This window comes from Candidatus Berkiella cookevillensis, from assembly GCF_001431315.2.
Lineage (GTDB): Bacteria > Pseudomonadota > Gammaproteobacteria > Berkiellales > Berkiellaceae > Berkiella_A > Berkiella_A cookevillensis.
Genome location: NZ_LKHV02000001.1, coordinates 12654 through 34029 on the forward strand (window position 1 = coordinate 12654; position 21376 = coordinate 34029).

The following is a 21376-nucleotide window of genomic DNA, read 5'->3' on the forward strand; positions in this document are numbered from 1 at the left end:
AGGTCGTGTATTTGATTCTACTGCACCCAGATAGTTGACTTGGAATTCTAACACACATATAATCGGCAACTCATCGTTCTAACTAATCCGTTTGTCGCTTAACGGCGTATTTGAATTACAAAGGTTATTTATGGTTGCAGGTTCTCGTTCTGTTCAGCTTAGGTCAAAAACAGCCCCTAAGCATTCATTAGGCTCTATACAGTTATGGATCGCGCTCTTTGCTTTAGGTACAAGCATTTTAGGTTTAAAGAGCGTTATATTTAACCTTGTCTATAACCACCTCATATTCTTCCAATGGGGAAATTTAGGGCTTCTCATGGTTTCTATGGGCTTGGTGGGACTGAGTTCCTTTTTGCCCGATCAATTCAACCTTTGGTTAAAGATAAAGAAATGGAGCAAAGATCATAAACTGTTTACAAGTTTATTCGTGATCGGGTTGTTAATGCTGAATCCGACCTTCACTGTTCTCATGAGCATGACAGGCTATCTTATTGAAAAGCATTTTTCTAATCAGCTGCAACGGCTTTCTGACTTAATACAAGGCACTTATTTTGCAATGATTGGCTTTTTGGAATTTTTAGGTGGGTTAAGAAATCCTGTAGAATTTATAAAAGGTGTGAAAGAAAATATTGCTAAAGTTATTGCTACTACATTAGGTATTGGCAGTGCATTGGCTTTTTATGCCTCCCTTGGTTGGGCTATTAGACCGATACTCTTCGCAGGGCTTGAAATTTCAGCAAATGCAATGCAAACACTGGGTAGTATTTTAAACTATAGCTTTTCGGGTGGATTTATTCCTATGTTTGTATTAAATGCCTTCGCGAATACCATTGTTTATACAATGGCTGTTTTGGTTCCTCTTTCTATTGTCTTTATTGGTGGCGCAGGTGCGGCATGGTTGTGGGATAATCGCTTATCGATTGCTGACGCTATAGATAAGAAGTTTGATGCAATCATCAAAAATTATTGTGATCCTGTGATTCTTTCGTTGGCGGATAAAACACGCGCGTTTAGAGCCAAATATATGGGCATGAAGTTTAAGGATAAATCAGTTGAGCATACAAAGTCTCCTCTTAGCGTAGAGGGTACAACCTCTGTTGCGACGTCCACGCAAGAAAATCCGAGAAAAAGGGGACTTAATTTTGACGAGGCGCTTTGTGTTTTAGAGGCACATCATAGAACTGTTATGCAGAGCAAAGCTGGAAAGGGGGCACTCACTAAGAAGTGTAAATCTGAATCTGAAAATGATCCGACATCTCTTGGTACAAAGTCCCATCCCATAGAAGTGCTTGATGCACCTGTGCGTCACTCTTCGACCCGAAGTAAACCCACAAAAGCTTAAATCATCCTTGCTCTCGTCGCATATATTCCTGTGCGACGAGCTGCTACAAAATAAATACTGATTTTAAGAGTCTCTATTTCATATTAGATGCCGACGTAGTCTCGATTATTGCGTGATGTATTTTATCATTCTGCAATAAATGTTTATATGTTTCTGAAGTTGTAATTTCATGTAAAGAAAACTTAGTTTTCTCCTGGTTAAGTTGAGATTGTGCACTATCAATTAAAAAATCACAGAATCGATCTACTATTTTCACATTAGGTAACATTTCCTCAATCCATGAAAATTGTCCCATCTCATTTACCTCTAGAAATACATATTCATCTTTTGGTGTTACTATAAAATCAAAACAACCAAAGATGATTCCTAATTTTTGCATTAGTTGTATGCATTTTTTTTCAATCTCGTGTGGCAGTATTGTTAAGTTTATTTTAAACTGAGATGTTCCTGATAGGATACGCCAATCTTGCTCGTCTGAATTATCTATTTTTATAGCAATATACTCTTGCCCGAAAAAGGTTACTCTGATCTCATATTGTTTATCAATGTTTTGTTGATAAATGCCAGGAGTAATTCTCATTATAGATTCATTTGGTAAGATTTCCTTATTAATAACAGAAGTATATAGATTGTAATAATTTTTACTTTCTTCCCAATATGGTGGTAAAAATGTTTTATATATTGTTCGAATACCTAACGCATTATTTTCATCAATGAAATCAATAATGTCCTTTTTATGATTGGTGATTAAAGTCTTGGGTATCTCCATTTTCAAACGAGCAGCCTCTCGTAATTGAACGAGTTTTGAGTTAGATATTCGATAAGATGACAGTGGATTCACCCATGTTGCTTTTTCTTCTAATAGGAGCAGCAATGAGTCCATATGTGCTCGGTTTTCGCGATTGACAAAATCATAATCATCAGGATGCACTAGCTTTGATAAGTTTGGATATTGAAATCGCCTATTCCAAACTACATCAATATTCTCTATGTCTATCGAATCCTGTGAAGAGATTTTTATGTTTACTGTAGCTTCTTTGCTAATAGTGATTTTACTATCCTGATTTATAATATATTCTTCAGGATACCATCTTATTGGCGATGCACCTTTCTTTTTTAAACAATCGAAAACAATTCTAGAGTGAGCATCTTCTACATTAGTTAGTATTAAGATTTTAACCATGCTCGTTACCTTACTTGAGCTTATTAAGAATTTCTTTTGCTTCATCTCTTACATTTTCGAGAATGCTCATTTCGCCAATATGAGAAATTCTATTTATGCATTTGGGATGAATAGAACCAGATAGCTCAGGATATTTATCTATAATTTCATTCATTGAAAATAGAGCTTTATTTCTATCCATATGTGTAGGAAAACTCATCATGTTGCAATAGATTGGGATTAAGCTTTCAAGTGAAGTGATATCTTTTTCCGAAGATATTCTTGAAGAATATGCGCGAGCCAAATTATTTCTTACTTTTGCATCTGGATCAAATAACAATCCCCATTTTACTATGTAAGATAGATTATTTGGATCACATGACCAGGATAATAAAATAGCTGCTTTCCTTCTTTCTTCAATATTATGTGAAAAACGAATAATCTTTAATAACAGGTCATTGTAAATTTGGCATTGTTGTGCAATTTTTTTTGAAATTCCATGTAATATTGGATCTGAAAAATCTAAATAGCAATTGTGGTAGTTTTCATCAATTTCCATATTATTTGTCATAAGAAAAGACAGTCTCTCATCAAATTCTTCATAAAATAAATCAAGTTTTTTGGGGATTTTTAAATTTTTATTTTTGGTAATTGGGATGTCTCTATAAATATTCCCATTATTATTTGATACAACCTCAACATTAAGATACGCACTGCCATCACTATAAAGGAGAAACGAGCAATTTAGATTAATTGAGTTCTCATTAAATTTTTTGCATGATGATTTATATTTTTCTACTTCGCTATATATTACAGGGGTACCAATAGGCAATTTGATGTGGTTTCTTATTTTTTCTGCAGTTTCATGATCAGTGTCAACAACCTCAATACCTGTCCAATTTGCATTAAAAGTTTCATCTATTTTGATGGCATATGCATGCGGTATGTAAAAGAATATAATATAAAAAAAAGATAAAATTGATTTATACTTGTTAAATAAGCACATAGTTTAATAACTTCCCTATTTGAGATATATTGAAAAAGGAATATAAAGCATTACTCTGAATGTTTTGACCTGAATCTGAAAATAATGATGATGCAATCTACATCCAATTAATATGCATTGATTGATGATATTGGGAATAGAATTGCATCATGCATTAATCAATTAAGAGTTTATGAGTGGGATAGCCCCTAATCTAAAGCCCGCAATCCCAACCTTTTACTTTTTTATTATCTGTCCAACCACATTCCCATGCGCCACCAGAAACTTGTTTGAGTTCTTCAGCACTTAATTTTTTGCTTATTTGTCGCGCAAATACTCTATTCTTGTCTGCGCAAAGCTTAGCATTAATTTCTGGTAACTCATTTTGCTGATTCTTTTCCATATCACTATTCCTTCTGTTACTTTACTACATAACTAATTCCAAATATTTATATTAAACTTTTAGTGCCTCCATTCTCTAGTATATTGTAACTTAGTTTTTAATATTATTTTTGTTTATGTATAATTCTTTCAAGGGGGCTGCGAGGATATCATGAAAGGACTTAAAATAAAACTAAGATCGAATATTTGCAGATTCTCTTATATGAGTTTTCAATATGAATGCTTTACTTTAAATATTTTCTGTAGCATAAACCACTCAAATATCACTTTAAAATTTTAGTTTGACACAAACAATCATCTCGCTTTAGTCTGTATGCATTTTCCCTGTTTTCCCAAGGTATTTACATGTTTAGTTACATAGAGCATGAACTTGCACTGATTAGAGTCGTATTGGCGTATCGACCAGAATGTTTAAACCCCCTATTTATCTTTTTAAATCATTTAGACACGGGACCCTATTATATGTTGGTGGGTGTAATTGCCTTTACATTGTTTAACCCCAAATTAGGCAAGCGTTGTTTTTTGCTGTTTGCACTGGTTTTTGCAAGTAATCATTTTTTTAAATATTTGCTGATGCAGCCAAGACCTTTGGTGCTTGATCCTTTATTAGGGTTGATTAAAACAAATTCTCAATATGGTTTGCCAAGTGGGGGCGCGCAAGGTGCAATATCCTTAGCACTGTTCTTTGTTCATTATTATAAAAACACAGCCTTAAAAATATTTGCCATTTTCTATGTTGTTATTGTATGCATTTCTAGAATCTATTTAGGAATGCATTTTTTTAGTGATGTAATAGTCGGTTGTTTGCTAGGCGCATTATTAACGAAGTTGTTTCTTGCCACAATTGAAGATATTGAAGAATATATGAACAAACTGCCAGCCAGCCTATTTTATCTTGGTGGCGCCTTTATCATGGTGATGGCGTTGTATTTTAAGGTGCCAGCCGCTTATGTGATTTCATTGAGTGAGGTGCTGGGTGTCTTTTCTGTCACTTATCTTTTATTTATATTTAAAGTGCCTGAGACCTATTCTTTAAAAATCAGAGTGAGCAATATGATATTAGGTATTTTATCTTTAGTCGCTGTAATGCACGTAAAAGAATATCTGCCCCAAGATGCCGTGAGCGCTTTGATCTTCTTGCAACTCCAGATTTTAGCACTGCTTCATATCAGTGCCAAACGATGGTCAGTGGATCGATTAGCTGCGCCAAAAACTAGGTGAAAATAATACAATAATTGTGAAAATTTCAAGTCGACCCATGAGCATCGCAATACTTAAAATAAGTTTGCTTGCATCAGAAAAAGAAGAAAAATTTTGTGCTGCCTTACCTAAGCCAGGACCACTATTTGAAATAGTGCCTAACAAAGAGGTGTAGGCAGTATAAAAATCATTTTCGGTTAAGAGCATGAAGAATAATAATACAGTAAAGGTTGTGATATAAATGGCCAAAAAGCCCCAAATAGCATCAATAACACGAGGGTTGACAGGTTTGCCACCCACTTTTATCACGTATTGCCCACGAGGATGAACAAGACGTCTGATTTCTCGGGCACCTTGTTTTTGCAGAAGTAAGAGGCGTATCACTTTTATACCACCACTGGTTGAACCAGCGCACCCGCCTAATACGCCACAAAATAAAAGCAGTATGGGAATAAAGCTTGGCCACAAAGAGAAATCTGTGGAGACAAAGCCTGTTGTTGTGCCTAAAGAAACAAGCTGAAAAATAGTATCTACGATGAGATTATTTGTTTTTAGATGCTCTCCAAACATCATATGAGTTATGCAAATAATGCCAAAGCTAATGAGCAGAAATTTAATATAAAACCATAATTCTGGATCTTGGGAATATACCCCAAATTTTTGCTTACCTAAGGCCCAATAATGTAAATTGAAGCTCACCGCACCCAAAAACATGAAGAGGCTTGCCATAATTTTTAAAAAGGGGCTTTGGTAAAAGCCCATGCTGGCATCGTGAGGCGCAAATCCACCCGTTGCTATGGTGGCAAAGGCATAGCAAACAGCATCAAATAGATCCATACCTCCCAGCCAATAACAGAGGATGCATACAAGGTTTAAGAACACATAAATAAGCCAGATTGCTTTGGCTGTTTCCGTAATTCGAGGCGTTAATTTGTTGTCCTTGGAAGGCCCTGTAAACTCTGCTTTGAATAACTGCATACCACCCACCCCCAACATGGGGAGTACCGCAACCGCTAAGATGATAATGCCAATGCCGCCTAAAAATTGTAATTGCTGGCGGTAATACAAAATGGAGTGCGGCATATGATCAAGCCCCACCAAAACGGTTGAGCCTGTTGTTGTGATGCCTGACACGGATTCAAAGAGCGCATCCACAAAAGAGATGTCTGGATAAGGAGACCAATACAAAGGAAAGGCACTTACTAAGCAAAACATAACCCAAAATAATACAACAACGAGGAAGCCATCTCGCGTTCGCAGTTCATTTATTTTTTTTCTAAAAGGGAACCAGGTGATGAGACCGAGGATAAATGTAGTTAGAAAAGATAAATAAAAGGCAGAGTAAGTACCATCTTTAAACCAAATTTCAATTAAGAGTGGAGGGATCAACGTTAAGCTGAGTATGATGAGCAAAAGGCCAAGCACTCGAAAAATAGTACTGTATTGCATAATATCTTATACGAAAGTAATACCGACTTGGAACAGTTTCTCAACTTCAGAGATCTGTCTTTTATCAGTAACAAATAATATTACATGATCTTCTGGTGCAATGGTGAGATTGTCATCGGCAATAAAAACTTCTTCATTACGAACAATTGCGCCGATGGTTGTACCCCAGGGTAGTTTAATCTCACCCATTTTTTTACCAATGACTTTAGATGATTTCTGGTCACCGTGTGCAATGGCCTCTATGGCTTCTGCTGCCCCTCTTCTTAATGAATGTACATTGACAACATCACCACGTCTCACATGGGCAAGTAAAGAGCTGAAAGTGATTTGCTGTGGAGAGATGGCAATATCGATATCCCCTCCTTCAACAACATCCACATAGGCAGGACGGTTAATAATAGCAATCACTTTATGGGCGCCGAGGCGTTTTGCTAAAATAGAAGACATAATGTTGGCTTCGTCATGGTTCGTAACAGCACAAAACACATCTGTTTCATGTATATTTTCTTCTAAGAGTAATTCCTTATCTGCAGCATCACCGTGTAACACAACCGATCTGCGCAGCTGTGTTGCTAACATTTGTGTACGCGCTAATGAATGTTCGATGATCTTGACATTAAAATCAGATTCAAGTGCTTCAGCGAGCTTTGCACCAATATTGCCGCCACCTGCAATAATCACGCGCTTATAAGGTTGATCTAAATGTCTCAACTCGCTCATTACAATATCTAAGTCTTTGGGTGTTGCCAGAAAAAAGATTTCATCATCTGGTTGGATGATGGTATCTGGCGCTGGCATAATGGCTTTATTGCGTCTAAAAATGGCAACGATTTTGGTATTTACTTTAGGCATATGTTTTTTCATATCACCTAGGGCATGTCCTACCAAAGGGCCACCATAAAAAGCTTTTACAGCAGCGAGCTGAATGCGACCATTTGCAAAATTTACGACTTGTAAGGCATCTGGGTGTTCAATTAAACGTTTTATATGTTGCATGACCAGATGTTCAGGGCTGATAATTTTATCAATGGGTAAAGAATCATTGCCGAATAAATCACTATATCCCGCATATTCTGTTGAGCGTATGCGCGCAATCTTGGTTGGCGTTCTGAACAAGCAATAAGCGGTTTGACAGGCAATCATATTGGTTTCATCTGAGTTGGTGACTGCAATGAGTAAATCTGCATCTTCTGCACCTGCGCTCATCAGAATACTGGGATACGCTGCTGGACCACAGACAGTGCGAATATCAATGCGCTCTTGAAGAGATAATAATTTTTCTCCATCAATATCTATCACAGTGACGTCATTGTCTTCTGTGCTCAGATGCTCAGCTAAAGTAGAGCCTACTTGCCCTGCGCCGAGGATAATAATTTTCATTGCTGATTACTCACTCCCTATCACGAAACATCCCCTCTGATTTTCTAGCCAGCCTTTTTGATTTTAGCGTAATAAAATCCATCCATATTTGCTTCGCCAGGTAATATCTGTCGTCCGTAGGGTAACTCGATTCCCCAGTTCGCTTCAATGGGACATGCGACTGCATCAGGATTTGAGTTGAAAAACTCAGCTATTTGTTCTTCGTTCTCAGACATTAAGATTGAGCATGTTGAATAAAGCAAAATACCATTTGGCTTTAACAATGGCCAGAGTGCGCGTAACAACTGTGCTTGCTGTTGTTCAAGTGCAGCAATATCTTGCGCTTGCCGTAATAGTTTAATATCTGGGTGACGTCGAATAACGCCTGTGCCAGAGCAAGGGGGATCGAGCAAAATACGATCAAAAATAGGTGTTTGCCAATGTTGTGAAAGATCAGAGGCATCTGCATTTATCAGTGTGCATTGCAGTTGTAAACGTGCCAGATTTTCTTCCAGTAGGGCAATTTTGTATTTGTTTTTTTCTACCGAGAAAAGCGTAATGGGACCAGGCGCTTTTTCTAAGATATGCGTTGTTTTGCCGCCAGGTGCGCTGCACGCATCGAGAATGGTTTGATTGGGGGCTATATCGAGTAATTCAGCCGCCAATTGTGCGCTTGCATCTTGTACTGAAAATAAACCTTCTTTAAAACCAGGCAAAGCAGAGACTTTGCTGTTCTCTGACAAATGTAAGCCTACTGGACTGCTGGCGATGGGATTCATGTCTATGTGCGCTTCAGTCAAAAGATTGCTGTATTCTGTGCGCGACATCTTGCGTTGATTGACGCGAATGGATAAAGGCGCACGTTGGTTATTTTGTTGTAAAATATCGATGTATCGATCGCCCCAGTCTTTTTTGAGTATTTTCATTAACCAAACGGGATGTGCTGTTCTAATGGGAATGGGATAAGCTTCTACATCTAAGGTTTGTTTGCTTAGTTTGTTTAGGAGCGCATTGACCAAGCCTTTTGCCCATATTTTTTTTAAGGTTTGGCAAGCATTCACACATTCGTTGACAGCAGCATGGGGTGGTGTATGGAGAAAATAGAGCTGGTAGACGCCAATTAACAGTAGTAATTTGATATCAAAGTCCTTTTCTTTTAGCGGTTTTTCCATGGCGCTATTAATAATATGCTCCAATAAATAAAACCAACGTAATACACCAAAAATTAGGCTCGCCGTAAAATTGTGATCAGAGGGAGAAAGATTGGGATATTGTTGAAAAATAGTATCAGCACTAAAGGTTTTTTTATCTTTAATAATTTGTTGCAGCAATAAGCAACTTAATGCACGTAAATTTTGTTTTTTCATAAAATCTTATACGAGAAGGTGTCCGAGCGTAAAAATATCATGTTTGGCATTCATGGCTTCTTTTATCTGAATCCGCTTTTTGCTGGGAAATTGTATTTCAAAGATCTCAAGGCAATTTTCTTTGCAGGCTACCCAAATGCTTTCATCCGATATTTTGAAAATAGTGCCTGGCACATGTGAATGTGTCATCTTATGCGGTATGGCACGATAAATCTTAATCGGATTATTTTGATGCAGCATAAATGCGACAGGCCAGGGATAATAAGCACGTATTTTTCTATCTAAAATAAAAGCATCTTCTTGCCAATCCAAACAGGCTTGGTTTTTTTGGATTTTGGGAGCATGACTTGCATGCTGGTTATCTTGAGGAATGGGTATTGCTTTAACCAGATCATCCAAATGGTGCTTCATGTATTCTGCTGCTAAGCTGCTTAATTTCTCAAATAAGGACTCGGTAGTATCGTCTTTTGCAATGGCTATTTCGAGTTGTTGCAAAATATCGCCTGTATCCAAGCCTTCATTCATTAACATCAGTGTGACGCCTGTTTTTGCATCACCGTTTAATAAGGCAGATTGTACAGGAGAAGCACCCCGCCATGCGGGTAACAAAGAAAAATGAATATTAATACAACCGTATTTGGGTATGGCCAATACTTCTTTAGGTAATAATAAACCATAGGCGGCCACAATCATGACATCCGGCTGGTAAGCTGCAAGCTGTGTAATGGCATCTGAATTTTTTAAAGTAGTGGGTTGTTCAATAATGAGTGCATTTTTCTCTGCCACTATTTTGACAGGGCTAGGTGTCAGTTTTAATCCTCTGCCTTGGGGTCTATCGGGTTGTGTATAAACAGCCCTAACCTTATGGTGCGTCTCGAGTAATGCTTGTAATTGTTGGGCTGCCAGTAAAGGCGTGCCTGCAAAAACGATATTCATAAGTAACTATTCACTTCACACTAGGATATTTAAGCGCCTAAAGATTTTGCTAGCTTTCGGAGCATACGATCTTTCTTTAATTTTGATAAAGTATCAATAAACAGTATGCCATTTAAGTGATCCATCTCATGTTGGACGCAGTTTGCGGCAAGCTCAGTTAAGCATAATTCTTGCTTTTGACCTTTTACATCTTGAAAGGTCACTGTAATTTGTTCGGCTCTTTCAACGCTGGTATAAACACCAGGGAATGATAAACAACCTTCATCTGACATAATAATGCCAGAGCGATGCGTGATTTCAGGATTAATCATGCAGATTGGGTTTGATTTATCACGTGAAGTATCCATCACAAACATTCTTGCAGTAAGCCCAACCTGATTTGCTGCTAAGCCACAGCCATCATCATCGTACATTGTTTCAAATAGGGAGGCGACTTGCTGTTGCAATTGCGCATTGAATTCAACGACTGGGACAGTGATCTCGCGTAATTTTTTATCTGGATAAACCAATATTTTTAGAACACTCATTTATCAACCTAAATAATTTTTTGCTATTCGGAGCAAAGTATATCACGACGGGTGGTGGAGGGATGCGCGTAATCAGTGTAAATTCAAAGGAAGCAGAGATAGGATTATGTGTGCTAGCAAACAAAGGTGAGTGAGGCAGAGAGTGTCAACATATGTTTATCTACAGAGATTTTTGACCATAGCGGTTGTGTTGCTTGGATTTTGTTTCATCGTTGAAGCAAAGCCCGCTTGGATACAAGAAAAGGCTCCCGAAGTTTATGTTGTTAAAAAAGGGGATACCTTATGGGAGATAGCAGGTATTTATTTGAAGGAACCTTGGCGATGGATAGAAATCTGGGATAGAAATCCTAACATAAGTAACCCCCATCTTATTTATCCGGGTGATAAGATTTTACTCAGCTATGATGCGAACGGCACGCCAAAGCTTAGCTTAGAACGTGGTAGCAAGACGCCGAATGCTGCTTACTGGGAAGGAGGAACACGTGTTGTTAAGCTAAGCCCTACTATTCGTGAGGGAGACGCAGAGGGCGCAATTCCAACGGTGCCTACCCGCGTGATACAACCTTTCTTTAATCGTTCTCAGGTTATTTCTCAAGCACATGTGGATTTTTGTCCGAATGTGATTGCCTTGGATGAAGATCATTTGGTTGTGGGGGCGGGCGATCGTATTTATGCCTCAAAGGTAGATGCACATTCTGCAACGGAAATGTTTTCTGTCTTTCGGGTTGAGAAACTTTATAAAGATCCCAAAAGTAATGAGGTGCTTGGTATTGAGGGCTTGATCTTAGGTAATGCCCAAGTAGAGTTCATGGGGGATCCTACCTCCTTGATTCTAAAGCAAAGCTATTCTGAAATACGCGTCGGAGATAAGCTGATTGAACCAACGCGAGAACAAGTAGATGCTTTCTTTTTCCCTAAAGCACCCGATGGCGATCCTACCGGGCAGATTATTTCTGTGTTTGATGGTATTTCACAGATTGGCCAGTATCAAGTGATTGTGATGACAGGTGGTAAAAATCAATTAAGAGAAGTGGGCGATGTTTTAGCGGTCTATCAAAAACAAAAAGACTTGCCCACCCGAATTCGGAATAAGAAAGAAACATCTTATGATTTCCCCGCTTTAAAGATTGGGCGTTTAGTGGTTTTTCGCGTTTTTGATAAAGTGAGTTATGGCTTGGTAATGAATGCGACTCGTCCTATTTATCTTAAAGATGAGGTAGGCGAACCCTAAGTGCTGTGACTATTCGTCTTCTCACATGAATTTTTAAGGATGTTACATATCAAAATGAAATTGCAGACCACTGTCGAAGTAGACGTAAAAGTGCGTGATTTGCCCTTTTGGTTGGCGTTGAATCGTTATCCAGGTTTTGGACCACAGAAATTTAAAAAACTATGTGCCTTGTCAGCGTGTTTGAGTGATTGGTTTATAAACGATAGACCCACAGCGCAATTTACGGAGTGGTTGCGTTCGAATCGATTGCCATTAGTAGAGATGGATTGGAAGGGGGTAGAGAAAGACTTGGCTTGGGCGTTGAAAGCAGATTGCCATATTCTTAGGCTGACAGATTCTGATTATCCTAAGCGGTTACGGCATATACCCTCACCGCCGCCCGTGCTTTTTGTAAAGGGGAATGTCGCTTTGCTTGAGCAGCCTCAAATTGGGATGGTGGGTAGCAGGCACCCAACCCAAGAGGGCTTAGAAAATGCTTTCCAATTTGCGAAGCAGCTTTCTCATTGGGGCCTGATTGTGACCAGTGGTCTGGCGCAAGGCATTGATGGTGCTTGTCATAAAGGCGCATTGCAAGGCAAAAGCCCTACAATTGCAGTTTTGGGAAATGGTTTGAACGAGATTTATCCTAAAAAGCATCATCCTTTGGCTATGAGTATTTTAGCAAATGGGGCTTTGGTTTCTGAGATTCCTATTGATTCTCCACCCAGAAAGGAACATTTTCCAAGAAGAAATAGGATTATAAGTGGATTGTCTTATGGCATTATAGTGGTTGAGGCCGCAAAAAAAAGTGGCTCTTTGATTACAGCGAACTATGCTATTGAACAGGGGAGAGAAGTTTTTGCACTCCCTGGTTCGATACATAACCCACTTGCTAAGGGGTGCCATCAGTTGATACGAGAAGGCGCTATCTGTATTGAAGACGTTAACCAGGTGCTTGAAGTCTTGGCGCCGGTGTTGACTGAATTCCACGGTGATGCGAGTATTAACTTCAATGACACTATTAGCCAGGGTTCAAACCAATTATTTATACAGGAGGAGATCCATTCTCATACACAAGATCCGATGGAAGCGACCTTGATGGCGGCCTTGTCGGATATTTGTACACCCATTGATGTAATTGTCCAGCAAACAGGATTATCGGCCCAACAAGTATCTGTTTTACTGCTCAGTCTTGAGTTAAACGGACAAGTGAAATCGGTACCCGGTGGTATAATCCGTCTGAATAATAGGTGACGACTATGAAAGAGAATGTGATTGATGTACTCATGTTTTTATTCGATAACTACTTCATCTATGAGGAGGGAATGCCTGAGGACGAAATGACTTTGGCGTGCGAATTAGAAGAAGCAGGTTTTGATGTAAAAGAAATCTCCCAAGCATTTGACTGGCTCGGAGAATTAGCCGAGTTACAGCACTCACAACAGGCTGTAGCACTTTTACACAGTCAGGCCATACGTGTATTTACGGCAGCCGAAAGTCGTAAGTTAGAGGTTCCTTGTTTAAGTTATTTGTTACAGCTTGAAGAAATGGGCTTAATCGATGTGCTTGCTAGGGAGGTGATTATTGAACGAGCCATGGCCATACAAGCCCCGCAGATCAATTTACCCGCCTTTAAACGTATCGTTGGCCTTGTCATGATGAATAGTCCACAATACCAGGACAATTTTGCATTTATAGAAGCATTAATTTGCGATGAAGTAGAGGGCGTTATTCATTAACGCCCCGCCCCTCTAAAATAGGTTAGGAGCATTTTAAACCATGAGTCATAGACTCGTCGTAGTGGAATCACCCGCTAAGGCCAAAACAATTAAGAAATATTTAGGGAAAGATTATCAGGTCGTGGCCTCTTATGGCCACGTCCGCGATTTGGTTCCCAAAGAAGGTGCGGTTGATCCCGATAACGATTTTGCGATGAAATATGAAATCATTGAAAAAAATGCTCATCATGTAAAAGTTATTGCGCAATCGTTAAAAACGCATACTGAATTATTACTCGCAACTGACCCTGATAGAGAAGGCGAAGCGATAGCCTTTCATATCGTGGAATTAATGAAAGAAAAGAAGCTCTTGGATGATAAAAAATCTGTCCGTCGAGTCGTTTTTCATGAAATTACCAAGCAAGCTATTCTTGGCGCTATTGACGAATCTAGAGAGCTGTCTATGGATTTGGTTAATGCCCAACAAGCAAGGCGTGCTTTAGATTATCTCGTTGGTTTTAACCTTTCTCCTTTATTATGGCGAAAAATTAGGCCAGGCCTGTCTGCTGGACGTGTGCAAAGCGCTGCTTTACGCATGATAGTCGAGAGAGAGCAAGAGATCGAAGCCTTTATTGCACGAGAATATTGGACCATTGATGCACATTGTGAAAAATCTGAACAAAGCTTCAAAGCTAAGCTACATATTTTAGCAGGAGAGAAGCAAAAGCAATTTTCTATCACAAATGCTGAAATGTCTGCAAAAGCGATTGAAATCCTCAAGCAAGCAAGCCAAGGGATTTTAATTGTAGATAAGATTGAGAAGAAAAAGCGTAAACGCAACCCCTCTCCACCCTTTACAACTTCTACCTTACAACAGGAAGCGTCTCGAAAATTAGGCTTTACTGCAAATCGCACGATGCGCACTGCACAGCAGCTTTATGAAGGTATTGATTTAGGTGATGGAAACGTGGGATTGATATCCTATATGCGTACCGATTCGGTGAATCTTGCAACTGTTGCTGTTGAGGAATTAAGAGAAGTTATTACTGAGAAGTATGGTCAAAAGGCCTTACCTGACAGTGCAGTTGTTTATAAGACAAAGTCTAAGAATGCACAAGAGGCGCATGAAGCAATTCGACCCACCTCGGCCAGAATTGAGCCAGAGTCTATCCGCGCTAAGCTTTCAGATGATCAATTTAAGCTGTATCAGCTCATTTGGAAGCGTACAGTTGCTTGCCAGATGATTTATGCCACCATTGATACTGTCTCTTGCGATTTAAAATGTGGGGAAAACCATATATTCAGAGCCAATGGTTCTACCATAACGGATCCAGGATTTTTGCAAGTATACGAAGAAGGCAAAGACGATAGTACGCAAGAAGCAGAAAGAACGCTGCCAATCATGAAAGAAGGCGATAAGATTAATCTGCAAGATATCAAGGGCGAGCAGCACTTCACGGAGCCACCACCACGCTTTTCAGAAGCGACTTTAGTGAAGACATTAGAAGAATACGGTATTGGGCGCCCTTCAACCTATGCTTCTATTATCGGTACTTTGCAACATCGCGAATATGTAAAAATTGAAAATAAACGTTTTCATCCTACGGATGTAGGTCGTGTTGTCAATCGATTCTTAACAACGTATTTTTCTAAATACGTAGATTATGGTTTTACCGCAAGTTTAGAAGATGAATTGGATGCTGTATCACGAGGTGAACAAGCTTGGAAGCCCGTCTTAGAAACTTTCTGGCAACCCTTTGTTAGCTTGATCAAAGAAATTAGAGACAATGTTAAGCGTCAGGATGTGACACAAGAACCATTGGATGAACAATGTCCAAAATGTAATGCGCAATTGTCGATTCGCTTAGGGAAACGAGGCCGTTTCGTTGGTTGTACCGCTTATCCTGAATGTGATTATACCCGGAGCTTAGAAAATAGCTCAGAAGAAGCGCCAGCCGCTCAAGTGGTAGAAGGTAGATCTTGTCCTGAGTGTAACAGCGCGCTTAACATAAAAAGTGGCAAATACGGAAAATTTATAGGTTGTAGTAGCTATCCAGATTGTAAGTTTATTGAGCCCTTAGAAAAGCCGGAAGACACAGGTGTTACTTGCCCTATTTGCAAGAAAGGCCAAATCTTAAAGCGAAAATCTAAACGAGGTAAGATCTTCTTTTCGTGTGCCAAATATCCAGATTGTGAATATGCATTATGGTATCCGCCGGTGAATCAAGCCTGCCCTGAATGCAGTTGGCCAATCACAATGACAAAGACCACGAAGAAAAATGGCGTAGAAAGAGTATGTCCGCAAAAAGATTGTAAATTTAGCGAACCCTTAGAAGCGCCGGAAGAATAAATAAGTAGTAACCGCGCTTTTTTCTTTGCAGGAAAAAGCGTAATCAATTTAAGCAGGTCGTAGATGAATTTCGAAGCAAAAATATCCGAAGTAAAAGCATTCTTGCTGCAATTTCAAGATCAATTATGCAAAGGATTGGAGCATTCTGAAGCATCGGCGCGCTTTATTTCTGATGGTTGGGAAAGGGTAGAAGGTGGTGGTGGCAGAACAAATGTGTTGTCTGGCGCTGTCATTGAGAAAGGGGGGGTTAACTTCTCTCACGTTTTTGGCGATAATCTGCCCGCCAGTGCTTCAAAAATAAGACCTGAACTGGCCAATGCTTCTTTTGATGCAATGGGTGTTTCTTCCGTCATTCACCCGCTCAATCCTTTTGTGCCCACCGCACACCTTAATATTCGTCTGTTTGTCGCTTATCCTAAAGCGCAAGCGCCTATTTGGTGGTTTGGTGGGGGTTTTGACTTAACACCTTATTATGCCTTTGAAGAGGATTGTGTTAGCTGGCATCAAGTTGCAAAATCTGTGTGCGAACCTTTTGGTGAGACGGTGTACCCTAAGTATAAACAATGGGCAGATGAGTATTTTTACTTGCCACATCGTAATGAGCATCGTGGGATCGGTGGGCTTTTCTTTGATGATTTAAATGAGTCTATGTGGGGGTGGGATTTTGAAAAATGTTTCGCCTTTTTGCAAAATGTAGGGCATGGTTTTATAGAAGCTTATTTACCGATCATTCAGAAAAGGCAAGATATGCCATATACCGCTCATCAGAGAGAGTTTCAAGCCTTTAGGCGGGGGCGTTATGTTGAATTTAATTTAGTTTATGATAGAGGGACGCTCTTTGGTCTTCAATCCAAAGGTCGTACAGAGTCTATTTTAATGTCCTTGCCACCCGATGTGAAATGGGGCTATCAATGGCAGCCTGAGGCTCATACACCCGAGGCCAAGCTTGCGGATTATATTCTTCAGGCTAGAGATTGGGTTTAATTCTTTTCAAAAAATATTCATATAAAAATTCTAAAATTAAGCTCATAGAAAGGTGTATGCATGTAGGTACACTTTTTTATTGCTGAAATAATCAGTGTTTTTTCCTTATTGCTGTTTCTAACTAAATTTAGTTGTGCTACTATCCTCCTCCCCTTTATCTGCTAGGATAGACCAAATGTCTTTAGAAGAAGCATTAAAGCAAGAAAACATAAATCGAATTCAAGAACAATTATTAGAGAATATTGCGCCCAAGGCAAGATCCAAAGGTGAGCCGTTTTGTTGGACAGACAATTATTTGCGTCGAAAAATAAGCGATCATTTTAATTCTGCCGTCTTGGATATGAGTGGTAATTGGGATGGTTTGAGTGAAGATGCCATCATTCGCGATGGAATAAATTTTGTAATTCACAATGATATAAATACCGTTTTAGGTAGATATTTTCTTTCATATGCGCAAAATGTAAGTGCCTATGTTAGAGAAATCCAAACTTCAAAAATTGAAAGTATGAATATCACTGTGCAAGATTTATTCATTGATCCAGCACATTTACACTATTCTTATAAAAGAGCTGAAATTGCTACTTTGAAGATTGCGAAGATAGAGGTGATTAGGTGGTTGGCAGGACTTATTCAAGATTCAAATACCATAGGAAATAAGGTATTGCTCAATACGCAATTAGAAACTGCTTTGAATTCAAATACTAAATTGTCTTTTGCTGAAAAAACGCAAGCATTTTTTGATAAAATAAAATTATTATCCACTGATTTAAGATTATTTTATAGAAGAAGTAGTCATAATAATGTTTCACAAAATTTCGAGAATGCTTGGTCGCAATTACAATTGATAGCGCATGCAGGCAATCAATATGATTTTAGTGTGGGGCGAGCACTTAAGGTTTGGGGTTTTTCCTTTATGACTGGCTTAAAGCTCATTGCATTCTCACCCTTACGTCTTGCTATGTTTGTACATAAAATGTTTGATACGTGGACAGGCATGCCAATTAATTCAATGTATAGTGCCATGAATGCATACACGTCTGTGTCTATATTAAAACCTGCTGTGGATACCTTCGATTTAACAAGAAGGGCTATTTTGCCTTTTGCTGAAGGGGCTTTACTCATTTTTTTGGTACCCGTGAGTCTTATTCCTTATGTGCTGATGCCCATGGTAGGCGCATGTGCTGCTTCTGTGTGTATGAATGCTTACAGTATTTATACGGGGGTACAATCTATCAGTCGTTATATCGCGGGGGGGCGTTTGGAGCCTGAAACACAAGCCCGAGGTTCTATCGATGTATTACTCACAAATCCAAGTATGACGAGTATAGCGCGTATTATTGCTATGCTAAAGTATCAGCATCCAGAATTGATGGCGATTTTATCCGCGTCAGAGATAGATGCTTTGATTGCACAAGCGCAAGCAGCGCAACACAGTGGCGGGGTAGAACCGCAAGCCGATGACGTAGTTGAGGCTGTATTTCATGCTGGACAGCTTCAAGCTTATCTCATTGAGCAACAACCTATCTATGGACCTGGGCATGCCATTGCCTTGCCTGGCACCATCAATCCAGAAAATGTAGTCGCGTGCTCTGAAGTAAATAGACTTAGATAAGCACCATTTTTCTGGAAAGTTGGTTTTTCAACTTGTAGATTGCCACAGCTAGTTTCGTTAAACTAATCACATCTTTTTTCTGTGGAGATGACAGATTATTACGCAGACCAAACTAGCTGTTTTTGGCGATCCCATTCATCAGAGCCTATCCCCTCGCATTCATATTGAATTTGCGCGACAGTTTGCTTTGGATATTGATTATCAGAAAGTATTAACACCTGCTGGTACATTAGCAGAAGCACTGAGTATTTTTTCAAGTGCAGGCGGTATGGGAGCCAATATTACGGCGCCGTTGAAGCAAGAAGCCTTTGCGCTGATCCCTCAACTTTCTCCATGCGCACGCACAGCGGGCACCTTAAATACACTCAAGTGGGATCCCAGCACTCAGCAGTGGTTTGGTGAAAATACAGATGGCCAAGGTTTTCTACAATATTTGCAGAAATATACGAGCATTGATATTGCACCGGCTCGGGTTTTATTGTTGGGGGCAGGTGGCGCTGCGAGAGCACTCATCGATGTCTTGGAGAAAAATGTATCGCAGCCTCTGACGGTCGTTAATCGCGATTTAGAAAAAGCGCAGGATCTAAAAAAATATCCTCGTTTAGAGTTATTATCTTATGTAGCGTTGAATCAGCAAATCCATCAGACGCGATTTGATATTATCATTAATGCAACCAGCAGTAGTTTACATCAGCAATTACCCCCTTTGGATAATGCGTGGCTAAAAAACAGCATTGTGATTGATTTAGCCTATGCGCATGGTTTATCAACACCTTTCATGGAATGGGCACTGTCTCATCACGCAAAAAGCGTGGATGATGGCTTGGGTATGTTAGTGGAGCAGGCAGCTTTAAGCTTTGCGCTGTGGTTTGATCGCATGCCGGACAGCAAGCCGGTTTATCAGCAATTACGATCGAGAGAGTGAAGATGAAAAAATTATTAACACGCGCAGAAATGGATCATATTAAGCGCACTGATTTTGAAGGCTACAAAAAAGAAATCAGCAAAGACTGGGAAACACAGGCACAAGATATTGCCAAAGTTAAATCAATTATTGCCTCTTTTGATGCGCATGAAGCAGATCAAAACTTCTCTTTGGGAGGGCGAGCGTTTCCCATTTGGGCTGTTGATGCCTATCAGTACTTTGATGCAAAGTACGGCAGTCAGTTTGGTAGTGTCATTTTCGAAAAGGTGCTGTCAAAAATATGGGGAGAGATTCCTCATGAGATATCGACTCTTTAAACATTAGGGAACAATATGAAAGGGAAATCAGTTATTTTTCTAGGAATACAGATCTTATTTATGACGTTGTTGTCATGGTCTGCATGTGCACAGCAAGAGAAACCCATTCGATTTATCAAAGCAACGGAAAAAGTAGTTGCTTTGACTTTTGATGATGGGCCTTCGACACCGTATACCGAGCAGATTTTAGAAATTCTTGATAAACACCAAGTAAAGGCTACATTTTATCTGATGGGTGTTAATGTAAAAACCTATCCTTATATTGTAAAAAATATTATTAAAAAAGGACATGAGCTTGGTAATCATACTATGCATCATGATCATTTGAAAAAAAAATCAGTGAAACAAATTGAAAATGATATCTCCCAAGTGGATCAATTAATTCGCAAACAAGGTTATGAAGGGGAAATTACCTTTCGCTCACCCTATGGACAAGTATCTGATAATATTCAAAAAGCAGTTGGAAATTTGAATAAGAAAAATGTATTGTTCAGCTATTTACCGAGAGATTGGGAAGGACCGCCCGCCAAAGAAATACATGATCGCATTATGAAACGTGTACGACCAGGATTTATTATTACTTTGCATGATGGTGGTAAACATAGACAAACAACTGTTGAGGCAACAGAAATGCTGATAGAAAGCTTAAAAGCACAAGGTTATCGCTTTGTTGTGGTACAGGAGTTGTTGAAGATGGGGCCTGCGCAATCTGTCTTCCATTAAAGTGATTTGTATTGTCATGCCAGCGAAGGCTGGCATCTAATACATATCAAGAATTAATTTTTTAATGCTTTATTGAACTACTAAAGGAAAACGTAGAACAAGCTTTGAATACTGCTAATCAAGATAAATCCTGGATGCCAGCCTTCGCTGGCATGACACAACCTATTCTACTGTTTAAATAAAATGTGTGCAGTTCGTAGCAGAATTGGTAGAGGTGTTTGGATTCGTTTCACTCATCGGGAATTCTGATAGAAAAAAACTTTAGCCTGTCAAATACTGATTCTTTAATTTAATGTAATTTTTTGCGCTATATTCAAAAAAGCTTAGCTCTTCTTCGGTAAGTGGACGTTTCATTTGAGCAGGACGCCCTGCCCATAAGTAGCCACCCTTCAGTACTTTATTAGGTGCGACTAAGCTACCTGCCGCCAGCAAAACTTGTGATTCAATCACCGCACCGTCTAAAACAATGGAGTCCATGCCGATGATACAGTAGTCATGAATGGTGCAACCATGCAGTGTTACTTTATGTCCAATGGTTACAAAATTTCCTACTGTGGTAGCAAAACCTGCGGGATTATACTTACTGGCATGTGTGACATGGATAACCGAGCCATCTTGAATGCTTGTTCCTTCGCCAATTCGAATGCGATGCATATCGCCTCGAATAGATACATGCGGCCAAACAGAGCTGTCTTTGCCAATATGGGCATCTCCAATAATGGTGCACATGGGATCAATATATGCGCTGGGATCGATGGCTGGCTGATGGCCTTGAAAAGAACGGATATTATATGTATTCATGGTCTTG

Annotated in this window: 20 protein-coding genes; 11 read left to right on the forward strand and 9 right to left on the reverse strand. The window is 39.4% G+C overall.

Annotated features, from left to right (window positions below; genetic code table 11):
- Positions 1–130 precede the first annotated feature (130 nt).
- The gene (locus tag CC99x_RS00050; RefSeq protein WP_057624413.1) at positions 131–1342 is read left to right on the forward strand and encodes a hypothetical protein; all 1212 of its coding nucleotides are present in this window, start codon (positions 131–133) and stop codon (positions 1340–1342) included.
- 73 nt (positions 1343–1415) lie between these two features.
- On the opposite strand, the gene CC99x_RS00055 is transcribed toward CC99x_RS00050, so the two are convergent.
- The 3 genes from CC99x_RS00055 to CC99x_RS00065 form a co-directional block, all read right to left on the reverse strand.
- On the reverse strand, positions 1416–2525 hold the full coding sequence (locus CC99x_RS00055; RefSeq protein WP_057624414.1) for an MvdC/MvdD family ATP grasp protein: 1110 nt from the start codon (positions 2523–2525) through the stop codon (positions 1416–1418).
- Between the two features lie 10 nt (positions 2526–2535).
- On the reverse strand, positions 2536–3510 hold the full coding sequence (locus tag CC99x_RS00060; protein ID WP_057624415.1) for a HEAT repeat domain-containing protein: 975 nt from the start codon (positions 3508–3510) through the stop codon (positions 2536–2538).
- Positions 3511–3703: 193 nt separating this feature from the next.
- Positions 3704–3892, reverse strand: a complete 189-nt coding sequence (locus CC99x_RS00065; RefSeq protein ID WP_057624416.1) for a bacteriocin — start codon at positions 3890–3892, stop codon at positions 3704–3706.
- 344 nt (positions 3893–4236) lie between these two features.
- On the opposite strand from CC99x_RS00065, the gene CC99x_RS00070 reads away from it, so the two are divergent.
- Positions 4237–5112: a phosphatase PAP2 family protein gene (locus tag CC99x_RS00070; protein WP_057624417.1), complete on the forward strand. Its 876-nt coding sequence runs from the start codon at positions 4237–4239 to the stop codon at positions 5110–5112.
- Here the strand turns inward: CC99x_RS00070 and CC99x_RS00075 are convergent.
- Genes CC99x_RS00075 through def form a run of 5 tightly spaced genes read right to left on the reverse strand, consistent with a single transcriptional unit; the run spans position 5089 to position 10729 of the window.
- Entirely contained in the window at positions 5089–6540 is a 1452-nt protein-coding gene (locus CC99x_RS00075) for a TrkH family potassium uptake protein (RefSeq protein WP_057624418.1), read from the reverse strand. The genes CC99x_RS00070 and CC99x_RS00075 overlap by 24 nt on opposite strands.
- A gap of 6 nt (positions 6541–6546) precedes the next feature.
- Positions 6547–7920, reverse strand: a complete 1374-nt coding sequence (gene trkA / locus CC99x_RS00080; RefSeq protein WP_057624419.1) for a Trk system potassium transporter TrkA — start codon at positions 7918–7920, stop codon at positions 6547–6549.
- Between the two features lie 44 nt (positions 7921–7964).
- Positions 7965–9266, reverse strand: coding sequence for a 16S rRNA (cytosine(967)-C(5))-methyltransferase RsmB (gene rsmB / locus CC99x_RS00085; RefSeq protein ID WP_057624420.1), 1302 nt, complete (start codon positions 9264–9266; stop codon positions 7965–7967).
- A gap of 6 nt (positions 9267–9272) precedes the next feature.
- Complete coding sequence (gene fmt, locus CC99x_RS00090) at positions 9273–10202, reverse strand: methionyl-tRNA formyltransferase (RefSeq protein ID WP_057624421.1); 930 nt, start codon at positions 10200–10202, stop codon at positions 9273–9275.
- A gap of 29 nt (positions 10203–10231) precedes the next feature.
- Positions 10232–10729, reverse strand: a complete 498-nt coding sequence (gene def / locus CC99x_RS00095; RefSeq protein WP_057624422.1) for a peptide deformylase — start codon at positions 10727–10729, stop codon at positions 10232–10234.
- A 142-nt stretch (positions 10730–10871) separates the two neighbouring features.
- Here def and CC99x_RS00100 point away from each other — a divergent pair, with 142 nt between their 5' ends.
- The 9 genes from CC99x_RS00100 (at position 10872) to CC99x_RS00140 (ending at position 20568) form a co-directional block, all read left to right on the forward strand.
- Positions 10872–11960: a LysM peptidoglycan-binding domain-containing protein gene (locus tag CC99x_RS00100; RefSeq protein WP_057624423.1), complete on the forward strand. Its 1089-nt coding sequence runs from the start codon at positions 10872–10874 to the stop codon at positions 11958–11960.
- A 54-nt stretch (positions 11961–12014) separates the two neighbouring features.
- A complete protein-coding gene (gene dprA / locus CC99x_RS00105; RefSeq protein ID WP_057624424.1) occupies positions 12015–13193 on the forward strand; it encodes a DNA-processing protein DprA in 1179 nt (392 codons plus the stop codon).
- Between the two features lie 5 nt (positions 13194–13198).
- Complete coding sequence (locus tag CC99x_RS00110) at positions 13199–13678, forward strand: Smg family protein (protein WP_057624425.1); 480 nt, start codon at positions 13199–13201, stop codon at positions 13676–13678.
- Positions 13679–13718: 40 nt separating this feature from the next.
- Positions 13719–16007 (forward strand): type I DNA topoisomerase, encoded by a 2289-nt coding sequence (topA, locus tag CC99x_RS00115; protein WP_057624426.1) that lies wholly within the window; start codon positions 13719–13721, stop codon positions 16005–16007.
- Between the two features lie 63 nt (positions 16008–16070).
- A complete protein-coding gene (hemF, locus tag CC99x_RS00120) occupies positions 16071–16991 on the forward strand; it encodes an oxygen-dependent coproporphyrinogen oxidase (RefSeq protein WP_057624427.1) in 921 nt (306 codons plus the stop codon).
- Between the two features lie 175 nt (positions 16992–17166).
- Positions 17167–18603 (forward strand): hypothetical protein, encoded by a 1437-nt coding sequence (locus CC99x_RS00125; RefSeq protein WP_057624428.1) that lies wholly within the window; start codon positions 17167–17169, stop codon positions 18601–18603.
- 97 nt (positions 18604–18700) lie between these two features.
- Positions 18701–19528 (forward strand): shikimate dehydrogenase, encoded by an 828-nt coding sequence (aroE, locus tag CC99x_RS00130; RefSeq protein ID WP_077065397.1) that lies wholly within the window; start codon positions 18701–18703, stop codon positions 19526–19528.
- Between the two features lie 2 nt (positions 19529–19530).
- Complete coding sequence (locus tag CC99x_RS00135; protein WP_057624430.1) at positions 19531–19845, forward strand: hypothetical protein; 315 nt, start codon at positions 19531–19533, stop codon at positions 19843–19845.
- Between the two features lie 15 nt (positions 19846–19860).
- Positions 19861–20568 (forward strand): polysaccharide deacetylase family protein, encoded by a 708-nt coding sequence (locus CC99x_RS00140; protein WP_057624431.1) that lies wholly within the window; start codon positions 19861–19863, stop codon positions 20566–20568.
- Between the two features lie 261 nt (positions 20569–20829).
- Here the strand turns inward: CC99x_RS00140 and CC99x_RS00145 are convergent, their stop codons facing one another.
- On the reverse strand, positions 20830–21369 hold the full coding sequence (locus CC99x_RS00145) for a gamma carbonic anhydrase family protein (protein WP_057624432.1): 540 nt from the start codon (positions 21367–21369) through the stop codon (positions 20830–20832).
- Positions 21370–21376: the final 7 nt, after the last annotated feature.